We start from the raw sequence: 26,168 nt of genomic DNA, 5'->3' as shown, positions 1-26,168 counted from the left end.
TTCCTTATTCAGCAGAAGTGAGGGCGCGCAGACTTGGTAGCAGCGCGGTCAAAGCCGGAGGCCAGTCAGCGCGACTTGCCCACTGACGCATCGCCTCGATATCGGGTGCCAGCAGGCGGTCTTCTTCAAGGAAAGCCACCTGTTCGCGGATAGTGCCCATTGCCTGCTCAAGGGTCGCCGAGCTTTTCAGCGGTCGGTTAAATTCAATGCCCTGTGCCGCCGCCATCGCTTCGATGCCAACTACCGCTGCGCTGTTGAAGCACATGCTGCCGAGACGGCGCGCAGCGTAGGTCGCCATTGAAACGTGATCTTCCTGATTGGCGGAGGTCGGCAGGCTGTCCACGCTGCCGGGATGCGCCAGCGATTTATTCTCGGAGGCCAGCGCCGCGGCAGTGACCTGAGCAATCATAAAACCGGAGTTAACTCCGCCGTCATGCACCAGGAACGGCGGCAGACCGGATAAGCCGGTGTCCAGCAGCAGTGCCAGGCGACGTTCAGAAATCGCGCCGACTTCAGCAATCGCCAGCGCCAGGATATCCGCGGCGAACGCCACTGGCTCGGCATGGAAGTTACCGCCGGAGATCACATCGCCGCTGTCGCTGAACACCAGCGGATTATCAGAGGCGGCGTTGGCTTCAATCTGCAATATCCGCGCCGCGTGGCACAGGTTGTCGAGACAGGCACCCATCACCTGCGGTACGCAGCGAATGGAATAGGGGTCCTGCACCCGGCCGCAATGTGTATGAGAGGCGAGGATCTCACTGCCCTCAATCAGGGCGCTGACCGCTGCGGCTACGGCAATCTGCCCCTGCTGACCGCGCGCCTGATGAATGCGGGCGTCGTACGGCTTCAGCGAGCCTTTAATCGCTTCCAGCGACAGCGCACCGGCCATCAGCCCGGCGGCAAACAGGTTTTCCCCCTCAAACAGGCCACGCAGTGCCAGCGCGGTTGAGACCTGAGTGCCGTTGAGCAGCGCCAGTCCCTCTTTCGGCCCGAGCACAAACGGCGACAGTCCGACCGAGGCCAGTCCTTCCGTCGCCGGGATCAGCACGCCGTTGAGTCGCACCTGGCCTTCGCCCAGCAGCATCAGCGACATGTGCGCCAGCGGCGCCAGATCGCCAGAGGCACCCACCGAGCCTTTCTCCGGGATAACCGGCATCACACCCGCGTTGAACAGTGTCAGCAGCGCCTCGACCAGTTCGATTCGTACCCCGGAGTGACCGCGTGCCAGGCTGATAATTTTGGTGGCAACCACCAGACGGGTCACATTGTCCGGCAGCAGATCCCCGAGGCCGACGCTGTGTGACAGCACCAGGTTACGTTGCAGATCGGCCAGCCGGCCCGCCGGAATCTGGGTCTGCGCCAGCTTGCCGAAACCGGTATTAATGCCATACACCACCTTGCCGGAGGCGACGATAGCCTCGACAGTTTGCTGCGCATCGGCAATCGCCTGGCGTGCTGACTGATCAAGGCTAAGGGTGACGTTACCCTGATAGATAGCGCGTAATGTGGCGAGATCCACCTCGCCCGGCACCAGGTGTAATACCTGCGACGAACCTGACATAGTCTGCTCCTGTCTATACAAGTGTGCTGACGGGGCTAAGCGATATTTATTGCCCTGATCCAGCGGAATAAGGTGAGTGAAGCATAAGTGTCTATTCTTGTCTATACAAGTAGCAAGGGTCGTGCCAGAGCGATCACAAAAATGCAGTGTCCGCCCTGTCTGTGCGATCGGCAAAGGGTGACACAGCACCTGCACCAGCCTGATGCGCAGCCTGCACCGAAGGGACGCAGTCGACGGAAATGGATGTATATACATTCACGTAGCGAGACAGTAAACTTGAGAGATTATCTGGATAAGGAACAGCAAATGGTCGAGCATACGGCACTGGCACAACTGGCTGCGGCCATGAGCGATGAACCCGCGCCGATTTATCAGCGTGTGAAGCAGGCGATTGTCAGTCAGATTCGCGAAGGGCTATGGAAAGCGAACCAGCGTGTGCCCTCAGAAAGTGAACTGGTGAATGAGCTGGGCGTTAGCCGGATGACGATTAACCGGGCGCTGCGTGAACTGACCAGCGAAGGGTTTCTGGTGCGGATGCAGGGCGTCGGAACCTTTGTCGCCGAGATGAAAGGCTATACCGCGATGCTGGAAGTGCATAACATCGCCGATGAGATCGCCCAGCGCGGTCATCAGCATAGCTGCAAAATCCTGGCTATCGGCCAGAATAAAGCCGATCCGGAACAGGCGGCGGTGCTGGGACTCACCACCGGACAGACGCTTTACCACTCACTGATTGTCCATTACGAAAATGAGCTGCCGGTACAGCTGGAAGATCGACTGGTCAACCCGCTGGTGGCACCCGATTATCTGACCCAGGATTATCACAGCCAGACGCCATATACCTATCTGATGCGGGTCGCGCCGCTGACCGCGGGCGAGCACATTGTTGAAGCGGTGCTGCCCGATGCGCGCCAGCGTAAACATCTCGCGCTGGAGGAGCATGAGCCTTGCCTGCTGATCCGCCGTCAGACCTGGAGCGACAACAAAATCGTCACCTATGCGCGCCTGCTTTATCCCGGCTCACGTTATAAATTGCTGGGCCGCTTTAAGGGACACGGTTAAGCCGGGTCAGCAGCAGCCGGGCATCGTCGCTGATCGGGCTGAGCCGGGTTCCCTCATCCACCCAGGCCGCACCTTGCTGCGCCGTCAGCCGCTCGCCGTTTGCCAGCTGCCATGCCGCCCGCCACGACCCAGGCGACGCCGTGCGGGCTGCTGACCGCATGGGTCACTACCTCAACCGTTGCCTGCCATTGCCCGCGCCGGGTCATGATATTGAAATCCTCACTGATTCCACCCTCAAGCCGGGCGTTTAATGCCAGTTCGCCAGCAAATGCCCAGGGCTGCAGCGGCGTTAAGCGCTGCTCAACGCCAGGGGCGGTGAGTGCGACCGCATCACCGTGCAGCAGGGTGATGATGCGATCAACGCCTGGAAAGGCGGAGAACGGCCCGTCCTGCGCCAGCGTCGCGATGCTGACACGCCATTCAAACGCAGCCGCGCCGGGTGGATAACTGATCAGCTCGCGGGTCTCTCCGCCGCCGTTACGCCAGCGACTGACCGCCAGGTCAGCATACGCAAATCGAATCATCGGAGTGCCGCCATCGCCTGACTGAACCGGGCAGCAGAGGCTTCCTGCGCCGGATGATAGCCCTCCTGGATGACCGCTTTGCCGGCAACATAGACGTCACGGATCTGATCGCGCTGGCCGGCAAACAGCCAGCGATTCAGCACCGAACGATGATCCACACTGCCGAGCCACGCCTCGTCGCGCAGCACCAGCCAGTCGGCCCGCTGTCCCACCGCCAGCGAACCCTGTTGAATACCGCACGCCTGAGCGCCGCCTGCCGCTGCCTGCTGCCACAGCAGATCGCCGACCGAGGTCTGGTCCGGCAGGGTGATGCGATTGCGGCGCTGGTCGCGCAACCGCTGGGCATATTCCAGCCAGCGTAACTCTTCGTTGATACTCAGCGAAACGTGGCTGTCCGAGCCAATCCCCCAGCGTCCGCCCTGGGCGATATATTCCACCGCCGGAAAGATGCCATCACCGAGATTGGCTTCGGTGGTCGGACATAATCCCGCCACCGCGCCGCTGGCGGCGAGACGTGACAGTTCGCTCTCATCCAGATGGGTGGCGTGAATCAGGCACCAGCGGGCATCCACCGCAAAGCGGTTCAGCAGCCACGACACCGGACGCTCTCCGCTCCACGCCAGCGAGTCATTGACCTCTTTTTGCTGTTCAGCAACGTGAATATGTACCGGCAGTGCCGGGTCACTGGCCGCCAGCACCTGTTGCATCTGGCTTTCACTCACTGCGCGCAGCGAATGAAAGCAGAGACCGGCATTCAGCAGCGGCCGGTTTCGTTGCAGCTCATGCAACCGCGACTGCTGCTGCAGATAACACTCGGTTTGCTGAATAAAACGTTTCTGTCCGGCCACAGGCGGCTGCGCGTCAAAACCGCTGTAGCTGTAGAGTACCGGCAGCAGGGTCTGACCGATTCCGGCCACCCCGGCCGCACGGATCAGCTGTTGCAGCATCGCGTCGTCAGGGTAGGGCATGCCGTCAGGATCATGATGCAGATAGTGAAATTCTGCCACCTGGCTGTACCCGCCTTTCAGCATCTCAATGTAGAGCAGGGCAGCGATGTCTCCCACCTGGTCCGGCGTCAGGCGCTGCACCATCCGGTACATCAGGTCGCGCCAGGTCCAGAAACTGTCCTGCGGATCGCCAGCCACTTCGGCTAAGCCCGCCATGGCGCGCTGAAAGGCATGTGAGTGAAGATTAGCGATCGCCGGGATCACCTCGCCATTCAGCCGGATCGCTCCGGCGTCGTGGCTGTCGGGGGTCACTGCGTCGATAAAACCGGCCGGATTGACCGAGATCCGAACCTGTTGTCGCCAGCCTTCAGCCAGCATTGCGCGCGGGGCAAAAAAAGTCGCCATGGTTGATCCTCAACGGATGTGGTTGTATATACATATACATACTTTGACGCACAGTGTAAACGGCGGAGGCATGAGGCAGCGATGGCAGAGGATATGCGCGTAGAGAGTGTGTGGACCGGGGCCGATCTGGTCACCATGCGTGACGGAAAGTACCATCTGATCCCGCAGGGCGCGCTGGTCGTCAGGGCGGGCAGGCTGGTGTGGGTCGGCCCTGCGGCGGAAATGCCCACCTTTATCGCCGATCAGCACCACCGGCTGCCAGGCGGCATCATTACGCCTGGGCTGGTGGATTGTCATACTCATCTGGTGTTTGGCGGCGATCGCAGCCAGGAGTTCGAGCAACGCCTGAATGGTGTCAGTTATGCGGAAATTGCGGCTCAGGGCGGTGGGATCCTCTCTACCGTGCGCGCCACCCGCAACGCCACCGAAGATCAACTGGTGGCCTCGGCGCGCTGGCGGCTTGATCGCCTGCTGGCGGAAGGCGTCACCACCGTTGAGATCAAGTCCGGCTACGGGCTGGATGAAGAGAGCGAACTGCGGATGCTGCGGGCGATTCGCCGGCTGGGTGCCAGCGTGGCCGCTGACGTGCAGGCAACCTGTCTGGCCGCCCATGCGTTTCCGCCGGAGTTTAAACATCATCCGGAGGGCTGGATTGATATCATCTGCCAGCGCCTGTTGCCTGCGGTGAAAGCAGCGGGACTGGCCGATGCGGTCGATGCCTTTTGTGAGCATCTGGCGTTTTCACCGCAGCAGGTGACGCGGGTATTTGAAGGCGCGAAAGCGCTGGGACTGCCGGTGAAACTGCATGCCGAGCAGCTTTCATCGCTGGGTGGGGCGTCGCTGGCGGCTGGCTTTGGTGCCTTGTCGGCCGATCATCTTGAATATGCGACCGAAGCAGATGCACAGGCGATGGCGCAGCACGGCACGGTCGCCGTTTTGCTGCCCGGTGCGTTTTATCTGCTGCGTGAAACCCAGCGTCCGCCAGTGGCGCTGTTTCGTCGCTACGGTGTGCCGATGGCACTGGCCAGTGACGCCAATCCCGGCACTTCACCCGCTCTGTCGTTACGGCTGATGCTGAACATGGGCTGCACGCTGTTTGGCATGACGCCGGAAGAAGCGCTGGCCGGGGTCACACTGTATGGCGCTCAGGCGCTGGGGTTAGCCGACAGTCACGGCTCGCTTGAAGCGGGAAAAGTGGCGAACTTTGTCCACTGGCCGCTGGCTCGTCCGGCGGAACTGGTTTACTGGCTGGGGGGCGAGTTGCCCTGTACCGTCATCTATCGTGGAGAACGCCGATGAATGCTTTTCATTTTACTCAGGGCACGCTGCCGCTGCTGGTCAGCATCCCGCACGCCGGTACCCAGCTGACGCCGGAGGTTGAAGCCGGGCTGAGCGAGGCCGCGCGCGGCCTGCCGGACACCGACTGGCACATTCCGCTGCTGTACGATTTTGTCCATGATCTGGGGGCCAGCGTGCTGATTGGTCACTATTCCCGTTATGTGATTGATCTCAACCGGCCGCCGGATAACCAGCCGCTCTACAGCACCGCCACTACCGGCCTGTTTCCGGAGACGCTGTTTGACGGCACCCCCACCTTTGCGCCAGGAAAAACGCCGGATGCGAGCCAGCGTCAGGGTTACATTGACCAGATCTGGCATCCCTATCACCAGCAGATCCAGCAGGAGCTGGCACGCCTGAAAGCGCAGTACGGTTACGCGCTGCTGTTTGATGCGCACTCCATTGCCAGTCAGATTCCGCGTCTGTTTGAAGGGCGTCTGCCCGATCTCAACATCGGCACCAATGACGGCGCCAGTTGCAGCCCGACGCTGATTGCAGCCATTCAGGACGTGTGTGCCGCGCAGAGTGAATACTGCTGGGTGGTAAATGGACGTTTCAAAGGCGGCTACATCACCCGTGCCTACGGCCAGCCGCAGCAGCAGATTCAGGCGGTACAGCTGGAGCTGGCGCAGCTTAATTACATGGATGAGACGCCGCCTTACGCCTGGCAGCAGACACGCGCCAGCCAGCTGCAGAAACTGCTCAAAGCGCTGATTCAGCGGATGCTAATGCAGGCCAGTGTCTGACTCGGGCCACATTGAGCGGGCAATAGCGGGGAGGGGATAAGTGGCGCGGCAGGTGCTACGCTAGCGCTAAGCGGAATTAAAGCGCATCGGGCTGATGCGCTTTAACCCTTAGCTGCGGCGCGCGTCGGGGCGGACTAAATCGAAGCGTTGCGCTTCGCTGATGCCGTAGTAGGCGCTGGGTCCACCGGCGCGCAGAATCGGCTCGGCTTTGGCGGTCTGATAAATACCCGCTTCCAGCAACGTTTCACTGATGTGGATCGCCACCGCTTCGCCCAGCACCAGCCAGCTCTCTATCGGCTTTCCCTGCGCATCCTGTAACTGGATCAGCTGGGTCAGCCGACACTCAAAGTTAACCGGGCTTTCGCTGACCAGGCTGGCTTTGACCTGCGAGGCGGGTAACGGCGTCAGTCCGGCATAGGCAAACTCATCCTGATCGGCGGGCAGTGACGCCGAGCTCTCATTCATCGCTTCAGCCAGTGGTCGTGTTGCCAGGTTCCAGACAAACTCTTTGGTGTCAGCGATATTCTGCACGCTGTCTTTCCAGCCGCTGCTGGCGAAACCGATGATCGGCGGATGGTAGTTAAAGCAGTTAAAAAAACTGTAAGGCGCCAGATTGCGCTGACCACTGGTGCTGATAGAACTGATCCAGCCAATCGGACGCGGGCCGATAATGGCGTTCAGGGGATCGTGGGGCAGACCGTGGCCGGCACGCGGTTGATAGGAATAGCGTTTATGCGTCATAACCTCTCCGGTGGGGAATTTTATCCATCTTAGCCCGACAGCATCGTCTGTTGACACCCCAATTGCGTAAGCGGATTGTGCGGGTTTATTTTCCGCCGCCTACAGCGTATTGTACGCGCGCCTGAATAATTGAGAGAACGTATGAAAAAGTCAGCCAGCTCGTCGCCTTTCCACGCCCGTAATCGCCACCAGGGCGAATACGATTTTGCCGCGTTAACCGCTGCACATCCGCCGCTGGCGGCCAAAGTGCGGCCCAACGGCTATGGTGTGCAGTCGATCGATTTTGCCGACCCGGACGCGGTGATGTTACTCAATCAGGCGCTGATTAAACTGTTTTACGGCATCGACTGGCAGCTGGCACCGGGTTCGCTTTGCCCGCCGGTGCCGGGCCGCGCCGATTATCTGCACTATCTGGCCGATCTGCTGGCGCTGGATAACCACGGAGTCATTCCGACGGTTGACGTGCTGGATATTGGCTGTGGCGCGAACTGCATCTATCCGCTGATTGGCGCGGCGGAGTACGGCTGGCGCTTCACCGGCACCGAAATTGATGAGACGGCAATCAAAGCCGCTAACCGGATTGTCGCGGCTAATCCCGGCCTGGCGCGCCAGATCCGCCTGCGCCGGCAGAAAAACAGTGATGCGGTGCTGTCAGGCGTGGTAAGTAAAAACGAATTTTTCCACGCGGTAATGTGTAATCCGCCATTCCACGCTTCGGCAGAGGAGGCGGCAGCGGGATCGCAGCGTAAAGTGCGCAATCTGGGACTCGATAAAAGCGCGCCGCTTAACTTCGGTGGTCAGCATAATGAGCTGTGGTGCGTCGGCGGCGAAAAAGCGTTTGTCGGTAAGATGATTGGTGAAAGCGTGGCACTGGGCCGCCAGGTGATCTGGTTTACCTCGCTGGTGTCGCGTAAAGAGAATTTAGCCACGCTGGAAAAACAGCTGAAGGCGCTCGATGTCGCGGAGGTCCGGGTGGTGAATATGGCGCAGGGGCAGAAACAGAGTCGCTTCCTGGCGTGGAGTTTTATGCCCGCCGCTCAGCGCACGAAATTACTCAGCCGTTAATCCTCAGGGCGGGCCGGATGGCCCGCCCTTAACTTATGTCGCCCCCAATGCTCACCCGGTGATAAATCGAATTAAACATTCGACGTCAAAGCCAGTAAAGCGCGAGCATCGCCAGTGGCAGAGCAGCAACAGGGTTCAGCGCGTTGATAAAGGTGTCCCGATTAAAGAGCTTATGCGGCGCTTTGACAATGTTGCTATGAAACCGGATAAAGGACGAGGCGACCACACCGCCGAACTCACGGGTGACGTCGGTGAGTCCCGGCAATACCGTTTTATCCTCCTGTTCCGTATCAGGCGGCAGCAACGCTGGCAGAGGGTAAGGCAGCGTTGCTGCGCAATCAGCACCTGCCATGACTGTTTATCTTCAGGGATATTCGCCAGCGCTGCATAGGCGGCTTCTGCTCATCTGATCAGGATAACTGACGCTATCACCTGATCCTTTGCGGGTTTACTGTGCGGCAACGGCTGCATGGAAAGTTTACCGCCTGAAGCTGGAGTATCGGCTGAACGACAGACTAAACATCCTCAGAAAGGAGAGGAGTTCGCGCTGCAACAGAGGACGGGGTGGGCAGGCTACGGCATCGCTTTCTCCTTAGCGCGGCGCGTGCTTTACACGAGAAGAAGTAGAGTCAGGTGGTTGATATTAACGTGGTTGTGGAAAATTTATCTGTTGCGGCAAGGCGGGTCAGGCAGAAAAAGCGGGCCGGCAGCGCGGCCCGCCCACGATCACGAGACGTGCTGCAGGAATTCGCGCAGACGGTCGCTGGGAGGATTGCTGATCAGGCTGTCCGGATCGCCATCTTCGGCGATGCGGCCTTTGTCGATAAAGATCAGACGCGATGCGACTTTCTTCGCGAAGCCCACTTCGTGGGTCACGATTACCATCGTCATGCCTTCTTCCGCCAGGTCCTGCATCACTTTCAGCACTTCGTGACGCAGTTCCGGGTCCAGCGCCGAGGTCGGCTCATCGAACAGCATCATTTTGGGTTTCACCGCCAGCGCACGGGCAATCGCCACCCGCTGCTGCTGACCGCCGGAAAGCTCAGACGGGAAGTGATGGGCGCGTTCTGCCAGCCCCACTTTGCCAAGCAGATCTTTTGCCAGCTGACGTGCCGCCTCTTTGCTGGCGCCGCGTACCCGGATAGGACCAAAGGCGACGTTATCCAGCGCGCTCATCTGTGGGAACAGGTGAAACTGCTGGAACACCATACCCGCTTCCTGACGTATCAGGCGGTCATCCACTTTCGGATCGTTAACCCGCAGGCCATCGACGATCAATTCGCCGCTGGTGATCTCTTCCAGTTTGTTAATGCAGCGCAGCAGAGTCGATTTACCGGAGCCGGACGGCCCGATAATCACCACCACCTCGCCCTGATTAATCTTCAGGTCAATGTTATGCAGCACCTGGGTCTGACCAAAATGCTTCGAGACATCTTTAAATTCAATCACAGGATTTTCACCCTTTTCTCTACACGGCGCAGCACAAAGCTCAACACCAGGGTAATCACCAGATAAATGATCGCGACGGCGCTCCAGATCTCCAGTGCGCGGAAGTTACCGGCGATAATCTCCTGACCCTGACGCGTCAGTTCAGCGACACCGATAACGATAAACAGCGAGGTATCTTTGATGCTGACAATCCACTGGTTACCCAGCGGTGGCAACATGCGGCGCAGCGCCAGTGGCATAATCACATAGCGCAGGGTTTCGCGGCTCGACAGGCCGAGCGCCAGGCCCGCTTCACGAAAGCCTTTATTGATCGACAGCACGGCACCACGGGTAATCTCCGCAATGTAGGCACCGGAGTTAATCATAATGGTGACCACAGCCGCGCTGAACGGGTCGATACGCAGGTCGGGGAAGGCCATCGGCAGGGCGAAATAGATGAACATCACCTGCACCACAATCGGGGTGCCGCGGATGATTTCAATAAACACCAGCGCAATGTTGTTGGTGATCCAGCCGCCGTAAGCGCGGGCGAAACCGGCGACGAGACCGATAATTAATCCCCCCACCAGACCGATAATTGAGATGATTAAGGTCATCTTCGCGCCTTCGAGCAGCGCCGGCATGGCGGGCCAGATGACGCTCCAGTCAAACTCCATGGTGTGACTCCAGATATGTTGCGAGGAAATAAGCAGGGAAAACGTTTCCCTGCTGAAAATTAAAACCGCTGCAAATTGTTATTTAGGTTCGGTACCGAACCATTTTTTATACAGCTGATTGTAAGTGCCGTTCTCTTTAATGGTTTTCAGTGCGCCGTTTACTTTTTCACGTAAATCGTCGCTGCCTTTCGGGAAGGCGATGCCGTACTGCTGCGCTTCAATCGATTCGCCGACTGCTTTAAAGCGGCCTTTACCGGCGGTATTGATGAAGTAAAGGATGTTTGGTGTATCGTGCAGGACCGCGTCAGCACGGTTGGTGCCGAGTTCCATGTAGGCGTTGTCGATGTTCGGGAACTGACGCAGATCTTTAGTTTTGATGTTGGCTTTCGCGTAATCCACCGAGCCGGTGCCGCTCTTCACTGCCACCACCTTGCCGGTCAGATCGCTGATGCCTTTGATGTCGTTTTCATTATTACGCACCATCACCAGCAAGCCGCTTTTATAGTAGCCATCAGAAAACTCGATAGCCTTTTTACGTTCTTCGGTAATGGTAATCCCCGCCAGCGCCAGATCGACGTTGCGGGTCTGCAGTGCCGGAATAATGCCGCTGAAATCCATTGGCTTGAGGGTGTAATCGAGTTTCAGTTGCTTAGCGATCGCATCCCACAGATCAACGTCGAAGCCGACATATTTGTCGCCCTGTTTGAACTCAAAGGGCACGAAGGCGGTGTCAGTGGCGACCACCAGTTTCTTTTCTGCTGCAGTGGAAGAGAGGGAGAAGGCCAGCGCCAGCGCGGCCACAGAAACTTTTAACAGTGACTTCATCATTTTTCCTTATTACTACCAGGCGGCAGGGCCTGTGTTTGCGGCTTGTCATATGAAAGAATTATGCCAACTTTGCAAAATACACCAAATCAGTAGGTTAAATAACCCAGCTGACTCGATTTTGCAGTAATATCTGCCTATGCACCAGTCTGGTGATCCAGATTGGTGCAAGTTGCTGTTTTGGTGCAACCGGTAGTGTGCCTCAGATGTTAAAGCTGTGAAGCGAAGGAAGGGAGAACTGTTAACAGGGTCATAAAATTACGATAAGGCAGACGTAAAAAAGGCGGGTCTCCCCGCCAGTTTTGTCTCATTGATGAATCAATGGATATTATTCAATGTTCGCTTCGATAAACCACAGGAATTTATCCAGATCACGTGAAGCAGCGGTAAAGATATCCGCAGTATCTTCATCTTTCACTTCAGAGATAGCTTTGCGGGTGTCGTTCGCCACGATGCTGTAACGATCGGCCAGCGCTTTCAGATGATCCTGCACGCTGTGAATGTTAAGCGGGTAGCTTTTCAGTGGGGTTTTATCATTCACCACCTGCGCGGTACCCAGCGCAACGCCGCCCAGCTGTACAACACGTTCTGCAATGGTGTCCTGATGATCGGTAATTGCGGTACGGAAACCGTCCAGCATTTCATGCACACCAATAAAGTTAGCGCCACGCATGTTCCAGTGCGCTTGCTTGGTGATCAACGACAGATCAATAAACTCGACAACCAGACGGTTCAATACCTCAATGGTGGCTTTTTTATCATCATCTGCCACATCGTTGCGGGTATAAATCAGGTCGGAAGTTTTAGTTTTAACCAATTTAGCGGTACTCATCGTTTCAGTCCTCTCTTTGATGGTTGTCCTAATCAAGTACCGGATAAGTATAGCAGCGGTTTTCAGCTTTGCATTAACGGCTACATCAATGAATGAAATAGTGTGTAACGTTGGTAACGATGACGACAGTCAAAAAAGATTAACGAAATGTTAAAATATGAATATGAATTTTTTAGTAATAAAAACAATAATTTAACCTTACGTGTAAATAACAGTTAAGTGACTGTTACAAAATACGAAAGAGAGCATGTTGATTTAGTTAAGAATAATTCTCACGTTGAGTGTGATTGTTATTTAAACGATTGAACCCGGTGCTATATATCGCTTATTTGGCATCGCCGCGGGTAATTTCCACTTCGCTCAACTGGCTCTTTTTCGGCTTCATGGTGAGAGTCGAACCGGCTGAGGCGATGATGATCGCCAGTAGCGCCAGGCACTGTGTCAGGGTTAAGGTCTCGCCGAGAAACAGCATGCCGGAAAAGGCCGCCATCGCGGGCTCCAGGCTCATCAGCGTACCAAAAATACGTGCCGGTAAGCGCGTCAGGGCGATCATTTCAAGCGAGTAGGGAATAGCGCTGGAGAGTAACGCCACCAGCAACGCTACTGGAACAATACTCCAGTGCCAGATACCGCTTTCGGCAAAGGTCAGGCCGAGCGGAACAAAAATAATCGACGCAATCAGGGAACCTATAGCCACCGTAGCGGGACCGTGTTCGGCGCCGGCGCGCTGACCGGCCAGGATATAAATCGCCCAGCAGGCACCTGCGCCGACCGCCAGTGCCGCCCCCAGCGGATCGATGGTTGCCATACCGGCACCCAATGGCAACAAAAATCCTAATCCGATGACCGCCAGCAGCACCCAGACAAAATCGAGCAGGCGACGCGATCCGAATAGCGCCAGCGCCAGCGGGCCGGTAAACTCAAGCCCTACCGCCACGCCGAGTGGTACGGTCCGAAGCGCCAGGTAGAACAGAAAATTCATCGCGCCCAGCGCCAGCCCGTACATCAGCAGCGGTTTACGCTGTTCCCGACTGAAGCGTAAGCGCCACGGTTTAAAGATCAGGCAGAGAATCAGGGTGCCAAAGCCGAGACGCAGTGCAGTGATGCCGGTTGCCCCGACGCTGGGGAACAGCGTTTTGGCCAGGGAAGCGCCGCCCTGTAGCGATAACATCGCGATCAGCAGCACAGTAATCGGTAGCAATACGGGCGTAAGGTTTTTTGAAGCTGAAGAGGCGGACATCCTGTATACATTTCCTGATGGTTAACCCGATGAGACACAGAGTGTAAAGGAAATGGCGGCCAAAAAAATGACAGAGTGGTGCTTTAATTTGCGTTAACTGCGCAAAATTTGCCCGAATTCAGGGCCATTTTGGTAAAGAAACGTCAGGATTTTTTAGGATTTAACTTAAAGACCCAAAAGAAGAAAAAAAACTTATTGCAGGAAGATGACGGATTTTATAAGAAAAATGAATGACATAGGATGTTGCATTAACTTCCTGTTACACCAAACATTCTGTTAGACAACAAAATGCGGGCAGAGTTTCTCGCTATTTTTTGTTATATTTTCAGCGTTGTCAGGAGAGAAGTATTTTCACATTTGAGGTGGTTATGAAAAAAATTGCATGTCTTTCAGCATTAGCCTGTGTACTGGCAGTATCTGCAGGTTCAGCAATGGCACAGAGCACCGTAACCGGTGGCTATGCTCAGAGCGATTACCAGGGCGTGGCTAACAAAGCTAACGGCTTCAACCTGAAATACCGCTACGAAGACGGTTCTAACCCACTGGGTTGGATCGGTTCATTCACCTACACAGAAAAAGATAACACCGATTCTGGCGTTTATAACAAAGGCCAATACTACGGTGTGACCGGTGGTCCTGCTTTCCGTCTGAACGACTGGGCAAGCATCTATGGTGTTGTAGGTATCGGCTACGGTAAATTCCAGCAGAACGATACTGCATCACGCGACAAATCTGATTCAAGCGACGTAGGTTTCTCTTACGGTGCAGGTATGCAGTTCAACCCAATCGAAAACGTTGCATTGGACGTGGGCTACGAGCAGAGCCGCATCCGTAACGTTGACGTTGGCACCTGGATTGCTGGCGTAGGTTACAGCTTCTAAGTTTTAGCTTAGGCGACCTGCAAAAAAACGGCCCTTTATGGGCCGTTTTTTATTGCGCGCTTTCCAGACTGCCATGACAGGCTGATAACCGGGGAAAGCGTTGAGCAAAACCAGAATAGCTGATGACTGCAATTGAGATAACGCGACTGGCAACAACGCGGCTGGCATTGTTGATTGCGGCAACCTTGATGGCGGCAGAGAAAGGCGTGAGCTGGAAAACAGGCGGCCCTTCAGCCGTTTGCTGAAAGGCCCGAAGTGGGGGAACTGAGAAAAAATTAACCGCGCCAGATCATATTCTGGCAGCGACGATCTTCAGGCTTTTTGCCCAGTAATTTTTCAATCAGCATCAGACGCAGCGTGAATGGGGAACGCGTCAGCAGGCACAGCCAGGATTTCATCTCCGTGGTTGTTTTCTTTTCAGCCTGGAAGCATTTGCTGCAGTCTGCACAGCATTTCAGGGTGCTCATAGAATCACCTCCCAATCAGTATCGACGTAAAAGTAAGCAGAATCCGGCGACGTAACCCATAAACAACAACAGTAACAGATAGGGATCGAACATGATCTTCATCTCCGACTGCTTACATTATCAACAAATATAGCATTGGCTATATCATTTAGCCAAGGCTAATCACGAAAAATTTGAGCTTCTTAGCACCTGGTTTACAATGAGCGCAGCTACATCCGTACGGCAGTGACAGTACGGAACATAATAAAGAGGAAGCTGAATGACTCGTCGTGCCAAAAGCGTGGTTTCTGCCCCGCAAGGACCACTGAAAGATATTGAAGAGCATGTCGAAGGTTTTCGGCAGGTGCGTGAAGCGCATCGTCGTGAATTAATTGATGACTACGTTGAGTTAATTTCTGATTTAATTGGTGAATTTGGCGAAGCACGCCAGGTTGATATGGCCGCACGCTTAGGCGTTTCGCAGCCGACGGTTGCTAAAATGCTGAAACGTCTCGGCAGCGCCGGGCTGGTTGAGCAGGTACCTTATCGTGGTGTGTTCCTGACCCGCGAAGGCGAAAAACTGGCTGAGGAGAGCAGGGCCCGTCATCACATTGTTGAAACCTTCCTGCTGGCGCTGGGGATCAGCCCGGAAACGGCCCGCCGTGATTCGGAAGGCATTGAGCATCACGTCAGTGATGAAACCCTGGCCGTATTCCAGAAATTTTACGAAACTCGTTAATTTTAGGGCGCACCGCCATCATGCCGCAGCTGTTTCGATCTTTTTTGCATGACTCGATTTTGCATTTACTCGTCGTTATTGGTGTGGTTCTGGCATTTGTGGCCGATTTCCACTGGCCCGATCTGCCTGGTGCTGTGGACTGGCACACCATTATTACCCTTACCGGTTTATTGATCCTGACCAAGGGGCTGGAAACCAGCGGGTATTTTGATGTGCTGGGCGGACGGTTGATTGCCCGCTTCCGTCATGAACGCGCGCTGGCCCTGTTTATGGTACTGGCCGCCGCGTTGCTCTCTACCTTTCTTACCAATGATGTGGCGCTGTTCATTCTGGTGCCGCTGACCCTGACGCTGCGTAAGTTCTCCCGCTTGCCGATCTCCCGGCTGATTATCTTCGAAGCGCTGGCGGTGAATGCCGGATCGCTGCTGACGCCGGTCGGCAATCCGCAGAACATCCTGTTATGGAGTCACGGCTCACTAAGCGTGGCCGGTTTTATCGTGCAGATGCTACCGCTGGCGGTCTGGCTGCTGCTCAGCCTGGTGGTGTTAACCTGGTTTAGCTTTTCGAAGCGTACCATCGATAAGCATGACAATCCTGAACAGCCACTGTGGCAAAAGCCGCTATTTGCGGTCAGCGTACTGTTGTACGTGCTGTTTATCGCCGGGCTGGAGTGGGAGATCACCGGCTGGGTGCTGCTGCTGATCCTGGCTATTTTTATGGTTATGGCGCGACCGGTTTTACTCCGTATTGACTGGAGCCTGCTGGCGGTCTTTATCGCCATGTTTATCGATGTCTGGCTGCTGACGCGTTTGCCGATGATGCAGGCGCACTTTGATCAAATCACCCATCTGGGGCAGGGGCAACTCTACCTGCTGGCGATTGGTCTTTCTCAGGTGATCAGTAACGTGCCAGCCACCATCCTGCTGCTGCAAAAAGTGCCGCCGTCAGAGGTGCTGGCCTGGGCGGTAAATATCGGTGGTTTCGGTCTGTTACCCGGCTCACTTGCCAATCTGATCGCGTTACGGATGGCGCAGGATCGTGCAGTCTGGTGGCGTTTTCATCTCTTTTCCCTGCCGTTACTCGCCTGGTCAATGGCCAGCGGCTGGCTGCTGCTGCGTCTGCTCAATTAAACCCAGCGTATCCTGCTGCCGATCGCAAGTAGCAGGATGTGCGCCTTTTTTCAGGTTAAGTAAAGTTGCACTGGATTTTGTCAATTTCCGATCTAAGGTTAACGAGACCTTTTATGCCCGGGAATTAGGGCCTTAGCCAGTGATGGGAACTATGAGCGAGAACAACCAACGCGATCCACACCAGCAGGACGCCGATAACGCGTCGGATAAGACCAGTCAGCCTGATGAAAATCAGGACAACGATCAGCAGCCCGAACGCAAGAGACCCGGTAAAAAGCCGTTGATTATTCTGGCGATTGTGGTGGTGGTGATGCTGATTGTGGGTTTCTGGTTCTGGTTCTCTACCCGTAATCAGGAGACCACTGACGATGCCTTCACCGAAGGCGATGCAGTGACTATTGCCCCTAAAGCGTCCGGTTATGTGGTGAAGCTGCTGGTTAAAGATAATCAGCGGGTGAAAAAGGGCGATCTACTGGTTGAAATCGATCCCAGCGACAATCAGGCCCAGCGCGATCAGGCGAAGGCGCAACTCGGGCTGGCGGTGGCTCAGCTGCATCAGGCGCAGGCGCAACTGGCGCTGTCGCGGGTACAGTATCCGGCTCAGCGCGATCAGGCATTAGCCGATCAGGCCAAAGCGGAAGCGAACCTGCTTAACGCGCAGGCGGATTATCGTCGCCAGCGGGGCGTTGACCCGCGTGCTACCAGCCAGCGTAATATTGACACCGCGGCGGCGCAGTTACGCTCGGCGCAGGCCCAGCTGCAGAGTGCGAAAGCGCAGGTAGAAGTGGCTTCGCAGGTGCAGTTGCAGATTCGCCAGCAGGAAACCAACGTTGAAGCGCGTCAGCAACAGGTCGAACAGGCGAAAGCGCAGCTCAACACTGCCGATCTCAACCTCTCTTATACTCAGGTTCGTGCGCCGTACGACGGTTTTATTACTAAACGTAATGTGCAGGTCGGCACACTGGTTCAGGCAGGATCTTCGCTGTTTTCACTGGTTTCCCCCGATATCTGGGTTACCGCCAACTTCAAAGAGTCGCAGCTTGAGCGCATGAACCCCGGCGACAAAGTGGCGATTACCGTCGATGCCTGGCCTGATATGAAGCTGGAAGGGCACGTCGACAGTATTCAGATGGGATCCGGTTCGCGCTTCTCGACCTTCCCGTCAGAAAATGCCACCGGTAACTATGTCAAAATTGTTCAGCGCGTGCCGGTGAAAATCGTGATTGATAAAGGTCTGGACCCGAATCACCCGCTGCCGCTTGGTCTGTCGGTTGAACCGAAGGTGACGGTGGAATGAGTGCCACCCAGAGCTGGAAACCGGCCAGCAATCCGTGGTTAGTGGCGATCACGGTCACTCTGGCGGTGTTCATGGAGATTCTCGACACCACGATTGTCAACGTGGCGCTGCCGCACATCGCCGGTTCGCTCTCCTCCAGCTACGATGAGTCAACCTGGGTACTGACCTCCTATCTGGTGGCAAACGGCATTGTGCTGCCGATCTCCGCTTTCTTCAGCCGGCTGTTTGGTCGTAAACAGTTTTTCCTGATCTGCATCGTGATGTTCACCATCTGCTCTTTCCTGTGCGGCATCGCCACCGAACTGTGGCAAATCATTCTGTTCCGCGTTCTACAGGGCTTTTTTGGGGGTGGCCTGCAGCCGGTGCAACAGTCGGTGCTGCTGGACTATTTTAAAGCCGAAGATCGCGGTAAAGCCTTTGGCCTTTCATCTATTGCGATCATCGTCGCACCGGTCATCGGCCCGACACTGGGCGGCTGGATCACCGATAACTACAGCTGGCGCTGGGTGTTCTTTATTAACATTCCGGTCGGCGTGCTCACCGTGCTGGCGATCTACCAGTTGCTGGAGGATCCGCCGTGGGAACGTAAGTGGGCTAAGGGCAAACTCAAGATCGATTACATCGGTATCAGTCTGATCACCCTGGGTCTCGGCTGTCTGCAGGTGATGCTTGATCGCGGTGAAGATGAAGACTGGTTCGCGTCGCACTTCATTGTGCTGTTTGCCATTCTGGCGCTGATCGGGATTGTCGGGGCAGTCTACTGGCTAATGTATGCCCGTAAACCGGTGGTCGATATTCTGGTGATGAAAGACCGCAATTTCTGGGTTGCCGGGCTGTTGATGGCCGGGATGGCGATGATCCTTTATGGCAGTTCGGTGGTGTTACCCCAGCTGGCGCAGCAGGATCTGGGTTATACCGCCACCTGGTCCGGCCTGGTGCTGTCGCCCGGTGCGGTGCTGATTGTTCTGACGATCCCGCTGGTGCTGAAGCTGATGCCAATTGTGCAGACGCGCTACATCATCGCCTTTGGTTTCAGCTGTCTGGCGGTCGCCTTCCTCTACTCCGCCACGCTGACCCCCAACGTCGATTTCACCACGCTGGTGCTGATGCGTAGTGCGCAGTCAATTGGCCTCGGTTTCCTGTTTGTGCCACTGACGACGATTGCGTTTGTCACCATTCCACAGCGGCTCAACGCTGACGCCTCGGCGCTGTTTACCATGTTCCGTAACGTCGCCGGGTCAATTGGCATTTCATTATCGACCGCTGCCATCACCGAACGCGAGCAGGTCCGCTCCGCCCATATGGTGCATAACATGACGCCGCTCAACGAGCCGTTCAATATCACCGTTCAGCACTGGGCGCAGGCGATACGTGACTTTACTTCAGCGGTCGGCGATCCCATCACGCTGGCGACCGGTCAGCTCTATCAGGAGATGATCGCCCAGTCGCGCATTCTCGCTTATATCGATGTTTTCTCAGGCCTGAGTATTGTCGCCCTGATTTTGATTCCATTTTGTTGGCTGCTGTCGCCGATTAAGAGCGAAGGCAGTGCAGGAGCACACTGACATGAAGGTTATTTCTTCCCGCGGCCTGAAACCGTTGAGTCTGTTAACGCTGGCGATGTGGCTGGCTGGCTGTGCCGTCGGGCCAGATTATCAGGCTCCGAAACCCACAATGCCTGGTAGCTATAACACCCTGGATTCGCAGGAAGCGTCGAAGCCGCAGAGTGCGGCGATTAATTCCCGCTGGTGGCGCACCTTTAACGACCCGCAGCTCGACAGCCTGATTGCCCGGGCAATCGAGGGCAATCTGACGCTGCAACAGGCGGTGCTGCGGATTGCCGGCGCGCGTGAGCAGCTGAGCCAGGCGCAGGGCGGCCTGTTTCCCAGCCTCAACGGTTCGGGCAAAGTTAATCGCCAGCAGCTGGGTCTGGAGGGATTGCTGAAAGCCAATGGCGCAACCGACCAGCTCGACAGTAATGTCGCCAGCCAGCTCGATGGACTGACGCAGCCGGTTACTCTTTATCAGGGCAGTTTTGATGCCAGCTGGGAGCTGGACCTGTGGGGTAAAGTGCGCCGCCAGGTTGAATCCGCCAATGCTCAGCAGCAGGCGGCGGTAGAGCAGCGCAATGATGCGCTGGTGTCGCTGGAAGCGGAAGTCGCGCGCGCCTGGCTGCAATTGCGCGGTGCGCAAAGTACCATCCAGACGCTGCAGCAGCAGATTGATGTGGCACAGCAGACCGTCGAACTGACTCAGAGCCAGCAGCGTAACGGGCTGGCACCGTTAACTGATGTGGAGAACGCCCGCGCCCAGCTCAGTAGCCTGCAGGCGCAGCTGCCGCAGTATCAGTCGCAGGCGCGTCAGGCGATGAATGGGTTAGCGGTGCTGCTGGGCAAAACGCCGGGTTCGCTGGATGCGGAGCTTAGTGCGCCTAAAGCATTACCGCCGCTGCCGCAGTTTGTCCCGGTCGGCATTCCTTCCACGCTGGCACGCCGTCGTCCCGATATCCGTCAGGCGGAAGCGACGCTGCACGCTCAGACAGCAGAGATTGGCGTTTCCGTGGCGCAGCTGTTCCCCAGCCTCTCCCTGACCGGCCAGTTGGGCGTGCGCAACACCGACGTCAGCTATCTTGATAACTGGAGCAGTCACTTCTACAGCTATGGCCCGTCATTATCGATTCCGATTTTTCAGGGCGGACGGCTGGTGTCGAGCGTTAAACTGGCGCGGGCGCAGCAGGCCAGCGCCGCACTTGATTACCGTCAGTCGGTGCTAACCGCTTTACAGGATGTGGAAAATGCGCTGGTCAGCTATCGCGCCGATCAGCAGCGCGTCACCGCGCTGGATCACACCACCGGTTCGCTGCAACGTGCCTTTGATCTCGCCAGCGACAGCTATCGTCAGGGACTCTCAACCTTCCTTGAGGTGCTGGATGCACAGCGTCAGCTGGCGCAGGCCGAAGAGCAGGCCACTCAGGCACGGATGCAGAGCGCGCTGGATTTAGTCGCATTATATAAAGCGCTGGGCGGCGGCTGGGAAACCTACCAGACGTCGAGCTGCCGCAATATTCTGTATTTGGTCCGGCAACCACTGTTAATTAATCCACTGGCTGTGGCAGAGAACACGCTGCCACAACCTGTTAACGGCCCACCCGCACAGCCGGTTTTCGCTGCCGGCATTCTGCGCTATTTCCCCATTATTTTCGCGATAACGCCTTGAATAATATCTGTTCCTCGCCGTTTTTATCGCGGGCACTGAGGAAAATAAAACAGGCTGGCTGTCAGGACTATTATCCTGTGCTGTGGTGGCCAGGGCTGTGCATTATTTCGGAGGCCGGGATAAATAACGTCATCTTAACCCTTCCCCGGGTACGGGATTTTTCAGTTTTAATTCACGGCGCCGGATCTTAAGCCTGTCATGTTTAGCGGCTAATAGGCTGGGCGATGCCCCGGCTAATCTGTTATCTTGCGGTCAGACATCTGAGGATTATCCGACACGCCGCATTTGACGCCACAAATTGTTAAAAGCCACTACACAAGTAAATAAAAAATTGCAGACCGGATGCACCTTTTCTGCTATTACCGCGTAAAGGTGGGAACATTTTTTTACCTTAATCTGTAACCTGGTGTGACTGAGAACGAAATTCAGGCACCGGTTAATGATCCTTTTTCTGGTAACAGCGCAAAAATAAGCAGACTCTGGCGGACGTTTTCTCCTGCTGCTCTCTGGCTGAGGTGGCAGGCCGCAGATGCATGAAATCGATTCCAGCGACAGAAGTAAAGCGCCGTTAGGTGTTAATTCAGCGTTAATAAAACGTCAGGAATTACTCGCTATCGTTCAGGTGGAATTTTAAAATTACCCGATAAGAATTATCCGTAGCGTAAAAACAATTTATTTTTTTATTTGAATTAGGTAATCTTGTCGCTACAGTTTTATTAACCCCCTTAATCAAGGACATTGTGATGAGTGACGCATTTAAAGTTCTGAACAATATTCGCACATTACGTGCCCAGGCTCGTGAACTGCCATTGAGCGATCTTGAAGAGATCCTCGAAAAATTAACCGTTGTCGTTACCGAGCGCCGTGAAGAAGCGGAAGCGGAAGAGACGCAAAATCGCGAAAAAGAAGAAAAGCTGTCGAAATATCGCGAAATGCTGCTGGCTGACGGCATCGATCCTAATGAATTATTAGGTGCGCTGGAAACCGGTAAAAAACGCGCTAAGCGTGCGCCGCGTCCGGCTAAATATTCTTACACCGACGAAAACGGTGAGAAAAATCATGGACCGGCCAGGGTCGTACCCCGGCAGCGATTAAAAAAGCGCTGGACGCCGGAAAAAGTCTGGACAGTTTCCTGATCGATTGATCGACACAATCCTTGTTAGTGGGAGCCGGGGGCCATTATGGCCTTCCGGCTTTTTTATTTCTGCCGGGATATCAATCATCATGCCAGCAATCCACGGCTGATGCTGGCGTGCGCTGCGTCACATCTGGCATAATAGCCGCCGTTTTTTCATCCACTCTCTTCACAAAGGTCAATGCCGTGTTAGTTAGCAGCAATATCACCATGCAGTTTGGCAGCAAGCCACTGTTCGAGAACATCTCCGTTAAATTTGGCGGCGGTAATCGTTACGGTTTAATCGGTGCGAACGGCAGCGGAAAATCCACCTTCATGAAGATTCTGGGTGGCGATCTGGTGCCTTCTGGCGGCAACATCTCATACGATCCGAATGAAAGGATCGGTAAGTTACGCCAGGATCAGTTCGCCTTTGAACAATATAGCGTGCTGGACACCGTGATTATGGGTCACCATGAATTATGGGAAGTGAAGCAGGAACGCGATCGTATTTATTCTTTACCGGAAATGAGTGAAGAGGAAGGGTATAAAGTTGCCGACCTCGAAGCGGTTTACGGTGAAATGGACGGCTACAGCGCCGAATCCCGCGCCGGCGAGTTATTACTGGGCGTTGGCATTCCGGTTGAGCAGCATTATGGCCCGATGAGCGAAATTGCGCCGGGCTTTAAATTGCGTGTGCTGCTGGCGCAGGCGCTGTTCTCTAATCCTGATATTTTGTTACTGGACGAACCCACCAACAACCTGGATATCGATACCATCCGCTGGCTGGAGCAGGTGCTGAACGAACGCGACAGCACTATGATTATCATTTCGCACGATCGTCACTTCCTTAATATGGTCTGTACCCACATGGCTGATTTGGATTATGGCGAGCTGCGGGTCTATTCCGGTAATTATGATGAATATATGACCGCGGCGACCCAGGCGCGTGAACGTCTGTTAGCGGATAACGCCAAGAAAAAGGCGCAGATTGCTGATCTGCAATCTTTTGTCAGCCGCTTTAGCGCTAACGCCTCTAAATCCCGTCAGGCAACCTCGCGCGCTAAACAGATGGATAAAATTAAACTGGATGAAGTTAAAGCGTCCAGTCGTCAGAACCCATTTATCCGTTTTGAGCAGGACAAGAAGCTGTTCCGTAACGCGCTGGAAGTGGAAGGCTTAACTAAAGGCTTTGATAACGGTCCGCTGTTTAAAAATTTAAACCTGTTGCTGGAAGTCGGTGAAAAACTGGCGGTGATCGGCGCTAACGGTATCGGTAAATCAACTTTGCTGAAAACCCTGGTCAGCGAGATGACGCCGGACAGTGGTAGCGTTAAATGGTCAGAGAATGCGCGTATCGGCTATTACGCTCAGGATCATGCTGAAGATTTTGCCAATGACCTGACGGTATTTGACTGGATGAGTCAGTGGAAGCAGGCTGGCGATGATGAGCAGAGCGTGCGCAGTATTCTTGGCCGCCTGTTATTTTCTCAGGACGATATTAAGAAACCGGCCAAAGTGCTGTCGGGCGGTGAGAAAGGTCGTATGCTGTTCGGAAAGCTGATGATGGAAAAACCGAACATCCTGATTATGGATGAGCCAACTAACCACCTCGACATGGAATCCATTGAGTCGCTAAATATGGCGCTGGAGATGTACGAAGGCACGCTGATTTTCGTTTCGCATGACCGTGAATTTGTCAGCTCGCTGGCGACCCGGGTCATGGAGATTAAATCGGATCGGGTGGTGGACTTCACCGGCAACTACGAAGATTACCTGCGCAGTCAGGGCATCGTCTGATGGAAACGGGGTGGCGCAGGCCACCCCGTTTTTTTGGTGGTCTGGTGGTTCAGCGCAGACTCAGGGAGCAGAGGCGTTCCTGCCGACGCTACGCGTTCCCACCACACACTTCACACTGCGCGTCCTGCGCCACCTTCATACTGCGAAACTCCGCACTTAGCGCATCGTACATCAGCAACCGGCTGGTGGCAGGCGTACCGTAGTTCGCCAGTAGCTTAATCGCCTCCATCGCCTGCATTGCGCCAATCACCCCGACCAGCGGCGCCATGACGCCCGCTTCGACACAGCTCAGGGTCTGCTCGCCAAACAGACGACTGATACAGCGGTAGCAGGGCGTACCCGGCTGCCAGCTGAACACGCTAATCTGGCCTTCCATCCGAATTGCCGCGCCCGAGACCAGCGGCACCTGCAACTGTCGACAAAGCCGGTTGATCTGCTCGCGCGCCGTCACATTGTCGGTACAGTCCAGCACCACCTGCTGCTGAGCAATCAGCGCCCGCAATGCCGCATCGTCCAGCTCGCCGTTTACCGGCTGCAGATGACAGTGAGGATTGATGGCGGCCAGGCTTCGGGCGGCGGAGTTGACCTTGGCGTGGCCAATATCCGCGTCGTAGTGCAGAATCTGCCGCTGAAGATTGGAGTGTGAGACGCTGTCGAAATCGAGCAGCGTCAACGTACCGACGCCCGCTGATGCCAGGTATGGCGCGGCAGCACAGCCCAGCCCGCCCAGACCGACAATCAGCACATGACTGGCTTTCAGCCGCTCCTGACCGTCAAAATCGAAGCCGCGCAGGACAATCTGCCGGTTGTAACGCAGCATCTCCTCATCCGTTAATTCAGGCAGCATTTATCCCTCCAGTAGTGCATTGAACGGCTCGACCTCGACCCACTCGCCGGGTTCAACGTTGCCACGCTCGCGCTCCAGCACGATAAAACAGTTGGCCTCGGCAAAAGAGCTAAAGACGTGCGAGCCCTGCATACCGGTGGTGTGAACCTCCGGTTCGCCTTCGGCATTCTGGCGCAGAATGCCACGCTGAAAATCGAGCCGGCCTGGCGATTTTTTCAGGCGTGAGGCGCTGCGCACTTTCTGACGCGGCGGCAATGCCGCTTTTTTCTGACCGGTCATGGCGGCGAGCAGTGGTTGCACCAGCTGATAAAAGGTGACCGCAGCGGAAACCGGATTGCCCGGCAGCCCACAGAACCAGCTGCTGGCGAGGCGGCCAAAGGCAAAAGGTTTACCGGGCTTGATCGCCAGCTTCCAGAAACTGATGGCACCCAGCTCTTCCAGCATGTTTTTGGTGAAGTCTGCTTCGCCCACCGATACGCCACCGGTAGTGATCACCACATCAGCCTGGCGATCGGCTTCCTCAAATGCCACCCGCAGCGCGGCTGGATCGTCTTTAACAATGCCGAGGTCGATCACCTCACAGCCCAGCTTGTGCAACATCAGCGAGACCGCAAAGCGGTTGGTATCATAAATCTGTCCGGCCGCCAGCGGCTGGCCCACCGGCTGCAGCTCGTCGCCGGTTGAAAAAATCGCCACGCGCAGTTTACGCAGCACCGCGACCTGGGTGATACCAAGCGACGCCAGCAGCGGCAGCTCAGCCGCGCCCAGCCGCACGCCGGCGTCAAGCACTACATGACCAGGCTGGATGTCATCACCGGTCAGGCGAATATTTTGCCCGGCGCGCACCGGCGCGGTAATCATGATCGAATCGCCCTGCGTTTCAGTCTGTTCCTGCATCACTACCGCCTCACAACCTGGCGGGATCGGCGCACCGGTCATGATTCGCACCACGCTGCCGTGCGGCCATTCACCACTAAAGGGCGCACCTGCAAACGCTTTACCGGCAACCGGCAACGGCTCACCGCGACTGACATCCGCCAGCCGCACCGCATAGCCGTCCATCGCTGAATTATCAAACGGCGGCACTGCAATCGGTGAGGTGACTGCGACGGCGGTAATACGGCCGGCCGCTTCCGTCAGCGGAACGCTCAGCGAGTCGGTGATTGGCGTCAGCTGCGCCAGCATGGTGTGTTGGGCCTCCTCAAGGGAGATCAATCCTGCAGTAAAGCTTTCCATGGTTATTCCAGTCGGGTTATCTCAGATGCTGCTTATTATGGTGGGAATTATCCGCTGAGTCACATCGC

The 26,168-nt window shown here is 55.8% G+C and carries 22 protein-coding genes and 3 pseudogenes; 12 read left to right on the top strand and 13 right to left on the bottom strand.

The genetic code is table 11. The features are described from left to right. Positions 1 to 4: 4 nt before the first annotated feature. A complete protein-coding gene (hutH, locus tag HA41_RS02095; RefSeq protein ID WP_094119373.1) occupies positions 5 to 1,564 on the bottom strand; it encodes a histidine ammonia-lyase in 1,560 nt (519 codons plus the stop codon). A gap of 306 nt (positions 1,565 to 1,870) precedes the next feature. Here hutH and hutC point away from each other — a divergent pair, with 306 nt between their 5' ends. Continuing rightward, positions 1,871 to 2,626 carry a histidine utilization repressor gene (gene hutC, locus HA41_RS02090; protein ID WP_094119372.1) on the top strand — a complete coding sequence of 252 codons (756 nt, stop codon included), beginning with the start codon at positions 1,871 to 1,873 and terminating at the stop codon, positions 2,624 to 2,626. Here hutC and HA41_RS02085 read toward each other — a convergent pair. Beyond that, a pseudogene (locus HA41_RS02085) lies at positions 2,610 to 3,150 on the bottom strand (HutD/Ves family protein). The gene hutC and the pseudogene HA41_RS02085 overlap by 17 nt on opposite strands. Further along, complete coding sequence (locus HA41_RS02080; protein ID WP_094119371.1) at positions 3,147 to 4,502, bottom strand: formimidoylglutamate deiminase; 1,356 nt, start codon at positions 4,500 to 4,502, stop codon at positions 3,147 to 3,149. Before HA41_RS02080 ends, HA41_RS02085 begins: the two are co-directional and overlap by 4 nt. Positions 4,503 to 4,583: 81 nt before the next feature. Between HA41_RS02080 and hutI the strand changes: the two genes are divergently transcribed. Next, complete coding sequence (gene hutI / locus HA41_RS02075) at positions 4,584 to 5,801, top strand: imidazolonepropionase (protein ID WP_094119370.1); 1,218 nt, start codon at positions 4,584 to 4,586, stop codon at positions 5,799 to 5,801. Continuing rightward, entirely contained in the window at positions 5,798 to 6,586 is a 789-nt protein-coding gene (gene hutG, locus HA41_RS02070) for an N-formylglutamate deformylase (protein WP_094119369.1), read from the top strand. Before hutI ends, hutG begins: the two co-directional genes overlap by 4 nt. A gap of 108 nt (positions 6,587 to 6,694) precedes the next feature. Here hutG and HA41_RS02065 read toward each other — a convergent pair whose 3' ends face one another. Next, positions 6,695 to 7,327, bottom strand: a complete 633-nt coding sequence (locus tag HA41_RS02065; RefSeq protein WP_094119368.1) for a flavin reductase family protein — start codon at positions 7,325 to 7,327, stop codon at positions 6,695 to 6,697. A gap of 141 nt (positions 7,328 to 7,468) precedes the next feature. On the opposite strand from HA41_RS02065, the gene rlmF reads away from it, so the two are divergent. Then, positions 7,469 to 8,392 carry a 23S rRNA (adenine(1618)-N(6))-methyltransferase RlmF gene (rlmF, locus tag HA41_RS02060; protein WP_094119367.1) on the top strand — a complete coding sequence of 308 codons (924 nt, stop codon included), beginning with the start codon at positions 7,469 to 7,471 and terminating at the stop codon, positions 8,390 to 8,392. Positions 8,393 to 8,477: 85 nt separating this feature from the next. On the opposite strand, the gene HA41_RS02055 is transcribed toward rlmF, so the two are convergent. The 6 genes from HA41_RS02055 to rhtA all read right to left on the bottom strand — a co-directional run bounded on the left by HA41_RS02055 (position 8,478) and on the right by rhtA (position 13,394). Next, entirely contained in the window at positions 8,478 to 8,744 is a 267-nt protein-coding gene (locus HA41_RS02055) for a hypothetical protein (protein WP_094119366.1), read from the bottom strand. Positions 8,745 to 9,118: 374 nt separating this feature from the next. Next, positions 9,119 to 9,841: a glutamine ABC transporter ATP-binding protein GlnQ gene (gene glnQ, locus HA41_RS02050; RefSeq protein ID WP_094119365.1), complete on the bottom strand. Its 723-nt coding sequence runs from the start codon at positions 9,839 to 9,841 to the stop codon at positions 9,119 to 9,121. Continuing rightward, positions 9,838 to 10,497 (bottom strand): glutamine ABC transporter permease GlnP, encoded by a 660-nt coding sequence (gene glnP / locus HA41_RS02045; protein WP_031377032.1) that lies wholly within the window; start codon positions 10,495 to 10,497, stop codon positions 9,838 to 9,840. The genes glnQ and glnP overlap by 4 nt, the downstream gene beginning before the upstream one ends. A gap of 78 nt (positions 10,498 to 10,575) precedes the next feature. Beyond that, positions 10,576 to 11,322, bottom strand: a complete 747-nt coding sequence (gene glnH, locus HA41_RS02040; protein ID WP_094119364.1) for a glutamine ABC transporter substrate-binding protein GlnH — start codon at positions 11,320 to 11,322, stop codon at positions 10,576 to 10,578. Between the two features lie 328 nt (positions 11,323 to 11,650). Next, positions 11,651 to 12,154, bottom strand: coding sequence for a DNA starvation/stationary phase protection protein Dps (dps, locus tag HA41_RS02035; protein WP_094119363.1), 504 nt, complete (start codon positions 12,152 to 12,154; stop codon positions 11,651 to 11,653). 325 nt (positions 12,155 to 12,479) lie between these two features. Then, positions 12,480 to 13,394 carry a threonine/homoserine exporter RhtA gene (gene rhtA / locus HA41_RS02030; RefSeq protein WP_094119362.1) on the bottom strand — a complete coding sequence of 305 codons (915 nt, stop codon included), beginning with the start codon at positions 13,392 to 13,394 and terminating at the stop codon, positions 12,480 to 12,482. A gap of 368 nt (positions 13,395 to 13,762) precedes the next feature. On the opposite strand from rhtA, the gene ompX reads away from it, so the two are divergent. Then, positions 13,763 to 14,275, top strand: coding sequence for an outer membrane protein OmpX (gene ompX, locus HA41_RS02025; protein WP_094119361.1), 513 nt, complete (start codon positions 13,763 to 13,765; stop codon positions 14,273 to 14,275). A gap of 275 nt (positions 14,276 to 14,550) precedes the next feature. Here the strand turns inward: ompX and HA41_RS02020 are convergent, their stop codons facing one another. Next, entirely contained in the window at positions 14,551 to 14,742 is a 192-nt protein-coding gene (locus HA41_RS02020) for a hypothetical protein (protein WP_094119360.1), read from the bottom strand. A 259-nt stretch (positions 14,743 to 15,001) separates the two neighbouring features. Here HA41_RS02020 and mntR point away from each other — a divergent pair, with 259 nt between their 5' ends. The 7 genes and pseudogenes from mntR (at position 15,002) to HA41_RS01985 (ending at position 24,017) form a co-directional block, all read left to right on the top strand. Further along, entirely contained in the window at positions 15,002 to 15,460 is a 459-nt protein-coding gene (mntR, locus tag HA41_RS02015; RefSeq protein ID WP_094119359.1) for a manganese-binding transcriptional regulator MntR, read from the top strand. A 20-nt stretch (positions 15,461 to 15,480) separates the two neighbouring features. Next, positions 15,481 to 16,590 carry an SLC13 family permease gene (locus tag HA41_RS02010; RefSeq protein WP_094119358.1) on the top strand — a complete coding sequence of 370 codons (1,110 nt, stop codon included), beginning with the start codon at positions 15,481 to 15,483 and terminating at the stop codon, positions 16,588 to 16,590. A 151-nt stretch (positions 16,591 to 16,741) separates the two neighbouring features. Continuing rightward, positions 16,742 to 17,887: an HlyD family secretion protein gene (locus HA41_RS02005; RefSeq protein WP_094119357.1), complete on the top strand. Its 1,146-nt coding sequence runs from the start codon at positions 16,742 to 16,744 to the stop codon at positions 17,885 to 17,887. Continuing rightward, the gene (locus HA41_RS02000) at positions 17,884 to 19,452 is read left to right on the top strand and encodes a DHA2 family efflux MFS transporter permease subunit (RefSeq protein WP_094119356.1); all 1,569 of its coding nucleotides are present in this window, start codon (positions 17,884 to 17,886) and stop codon (positions 19,450 to 19,452) included. Before HA41_RS02005 ends, HA41_RS02000 begins: the two co-directional genes overlap by 4 nt. A 1-nt stretch (position 19,453) precedes the next feature. Further along, a pseudogene (locus HA41_RS01995) lies at positions 19,454 to 20,985 on the top strand (efflux transporter outer membrane subunit). An 861-nt stretch (positions 20,986 to 21,846) separates the two neighbouring features. Further along, positions 21,847 to 22,247, top strand: a pseudogene (locus HA41_RS01990) (H-NS family histone-like protein). Between the two features lie 177 nt (positions 22,248 to 22,424). Further along, entirely contained in the window at positions 22,425 to 24,017 is a 1,593-nt protein-coding gene (locus HA41_RS01985; RefSeq protein WP_094119355.1) for an ABC-F family ATPase, read from the top strand. Positions 24,018 to 24,105: 88 nt separating this feature from the next. Here the strand turns inward: HA41_RS01985 and moeB are convergent, their stop codons facing one another. Next, positions 24,106 to 24,864 carry a molybdopterin-synthase adenylyltransferase MoeB gene (moeB, locus tag HA41_RS01980; protein ID WP_094119354.1) on the bottom strand — a complete coding sequence of 253 codons (759 nt, stop codon included), beginning with the start codon at positions 24,862 to 24,864 and terminating at the stop codon, positions 24,106 to 24,108. Continuing rightward, positions 24,865 to 26,100: a molybdopterin molybdotransferase MoeA gene (moeA, locus tag HA41_RS01975; RefSeq protein WP_094119353.1), complete on the bottom strand. Its 1,236-nt coding sequence runs from the start codon at positions 26,098 to 26,100 to the stop codon at positions 24,865 to 24,867. Positions 26,101 to 26,168 lie beyond the last annotated feature (68 nt).

This window comes from Pantoea conspicua, assembly GCF_002095315.1.
Lineage (GTDB): Bacteria > Pseudomonadota > Gammaproteobacteria > Enterobacterales > Enterobacteriaceae > Pantoea > Pantoea conspicua.
The sequence above is the reverse complement of the archived record's forward strand: the minus strand, read 5'-3'. Positions and strand labels throughout refer to the sequence as shown.

What these genes read in the sequence shown, in the direction of transcription:
- hutH (WP_094119373.1), bottom strand. Translation starts at nt 1,564, where the DNA reads ATGTCAGGTTCGTCGCAGGTATTACACCTGGTGCCGGGCGAGGTGGAT.
- hutC (WP_094119372.1), top strand. Translation starts at nt 1,871, where the DNA reads ATGGTCGAGCATACGGCACTGGCACAACTGGCTGCGGCCATGAGCGAT.
- HA41_RS02080 (WP_094119371.1), bottom strand. Translation starts at nt 4,502, where the DNA reads ATGGCGACTTTTTTTGCCCCGCGCGCAATGCTGGCTGAAGGCTGGCGA.
- hutI (WP_094119370.1), top strand. Translation starts at nt 4,584, where the DNA reads ATGGCAGAGGATATGCGCGTAGAGAGTGTGTGGACCGGGGCCGATCTG.
- hutG (WP_094119369.1), top strand. Translation starts at nt 5,798, where the DNA reads ATGAATGCTTTTCATTTTACTCAGGGCACGCTGCCGCTGCTGGTCAGC.
- HA41_RS02065 (WP_094119368.1), bottom strand. Translation starts at nt 7,327, where the DNA reads ATGACGCATAAACGCTATTCCTATCAACCGCGTGCCGGCCACGGTCTG.
- rlmF (WP_094119367.1), top strand. Translation starts at nt 7,469, where the DNA reads ATGAAAAAGTCAGCCAGCTCGTCGCCTTTCCACGCCCGTAATCGCCAC.
- HA41_RS02055 (WP_094119366.1), bottom strand. Translation starts at nt 8,744, where the DNA reads ATGGCAGGTGCTGATTGCGCAGCAACGCTGCCTTACCCTCTGCCAGCG.
- glnP (WP_031377032.1), bottom strand. Translation starts at nt 10,497, where the DNA reads ATGGAGTTTGACTGGAGCGTCATCTGGCCCGCCATGCCGGCGCTGCTC.
- glnH (WP_094119364.1), bottom strand. Translation starts at nt 11,322, where the DNA reads ATGAAGTCACTGTTAAAAGTTTCTGTGGCCGCGCTGGCGCTGGCCTTC.
- dps (WP_094119363.1), bottom strand. Translation starts at nt 12,154, where the DNA reads ATGAGTACCGCTAAATTGGTTAAAACTAAAACTTCCGACCTGATTTAT.
- rhtA (WP_094119362.1), bottom strand. Translation starts at nt 13,394, where the DNA reads ATGTCCGCCTCTTCAGCTTCAAAAAACCTTACGCCCGTATTGCTACCG.
- ompX (WP_094119361.1), top strand. Translation starts at nt 13,763, where the DNA reads ATGAAAAAAATTGCATGTCTTTCAGCATTAGCCTGTGTACTGGCAGTA.
- HA41_RS02020 (WP_094119360.1), bottom strand. Translation starts at nt 14,742, where the DNA reads ATGAGCACCCTGAAATGCTGTGCAGACTGCAGCAAATGCTTCCAGGCT.
- mntR (WP_094119359.1), top strand. Translation starts at nt 15,002, where the DNA reads ATGACTCGTCGTGCCAAAAGCGTGGTTTCTGCCCCGCAAGGACCACTG.
- HA41_RS02010 (WP_094119358.1), top strand. Translation starts at nt 15,481, where the DNA reads ATGCCGCAGCTGTTTCGATCTTTTTTGCATGACTCGATTTTGCATTTA.
- HA41_RS02005 (WP_094119357.1), top strand. Translation starts at nt 16,742, where the DNA reads ATGAGCGAGAACAACCAACGCGATCCACACCAGCAGGACGCCGATAAC.
- HA41_RS02000 (WP_094119356.1), top strand. Translation starts at nt 17,884, where the DNA reads ATGAGTGCCACCCAGAGCTGGAAACCGGCCAGCAATCCGTGGTTAGTG.
- moeB (WP_094119354.1), bottom strand. Translation starts at nt 24,864, where the DNA reads ATGCTGCCTGAATTAACGGATGAGGAGATGCTGCGTTACAACCGGCAG.
- moeA (WP_094119353.1), bottom strand. Translation starts at nt 26,100, where the DNA reads ATGGAAAGCTTTACTGCAGGATTGATCTCCCTTGAGGAGGCCCAACAC.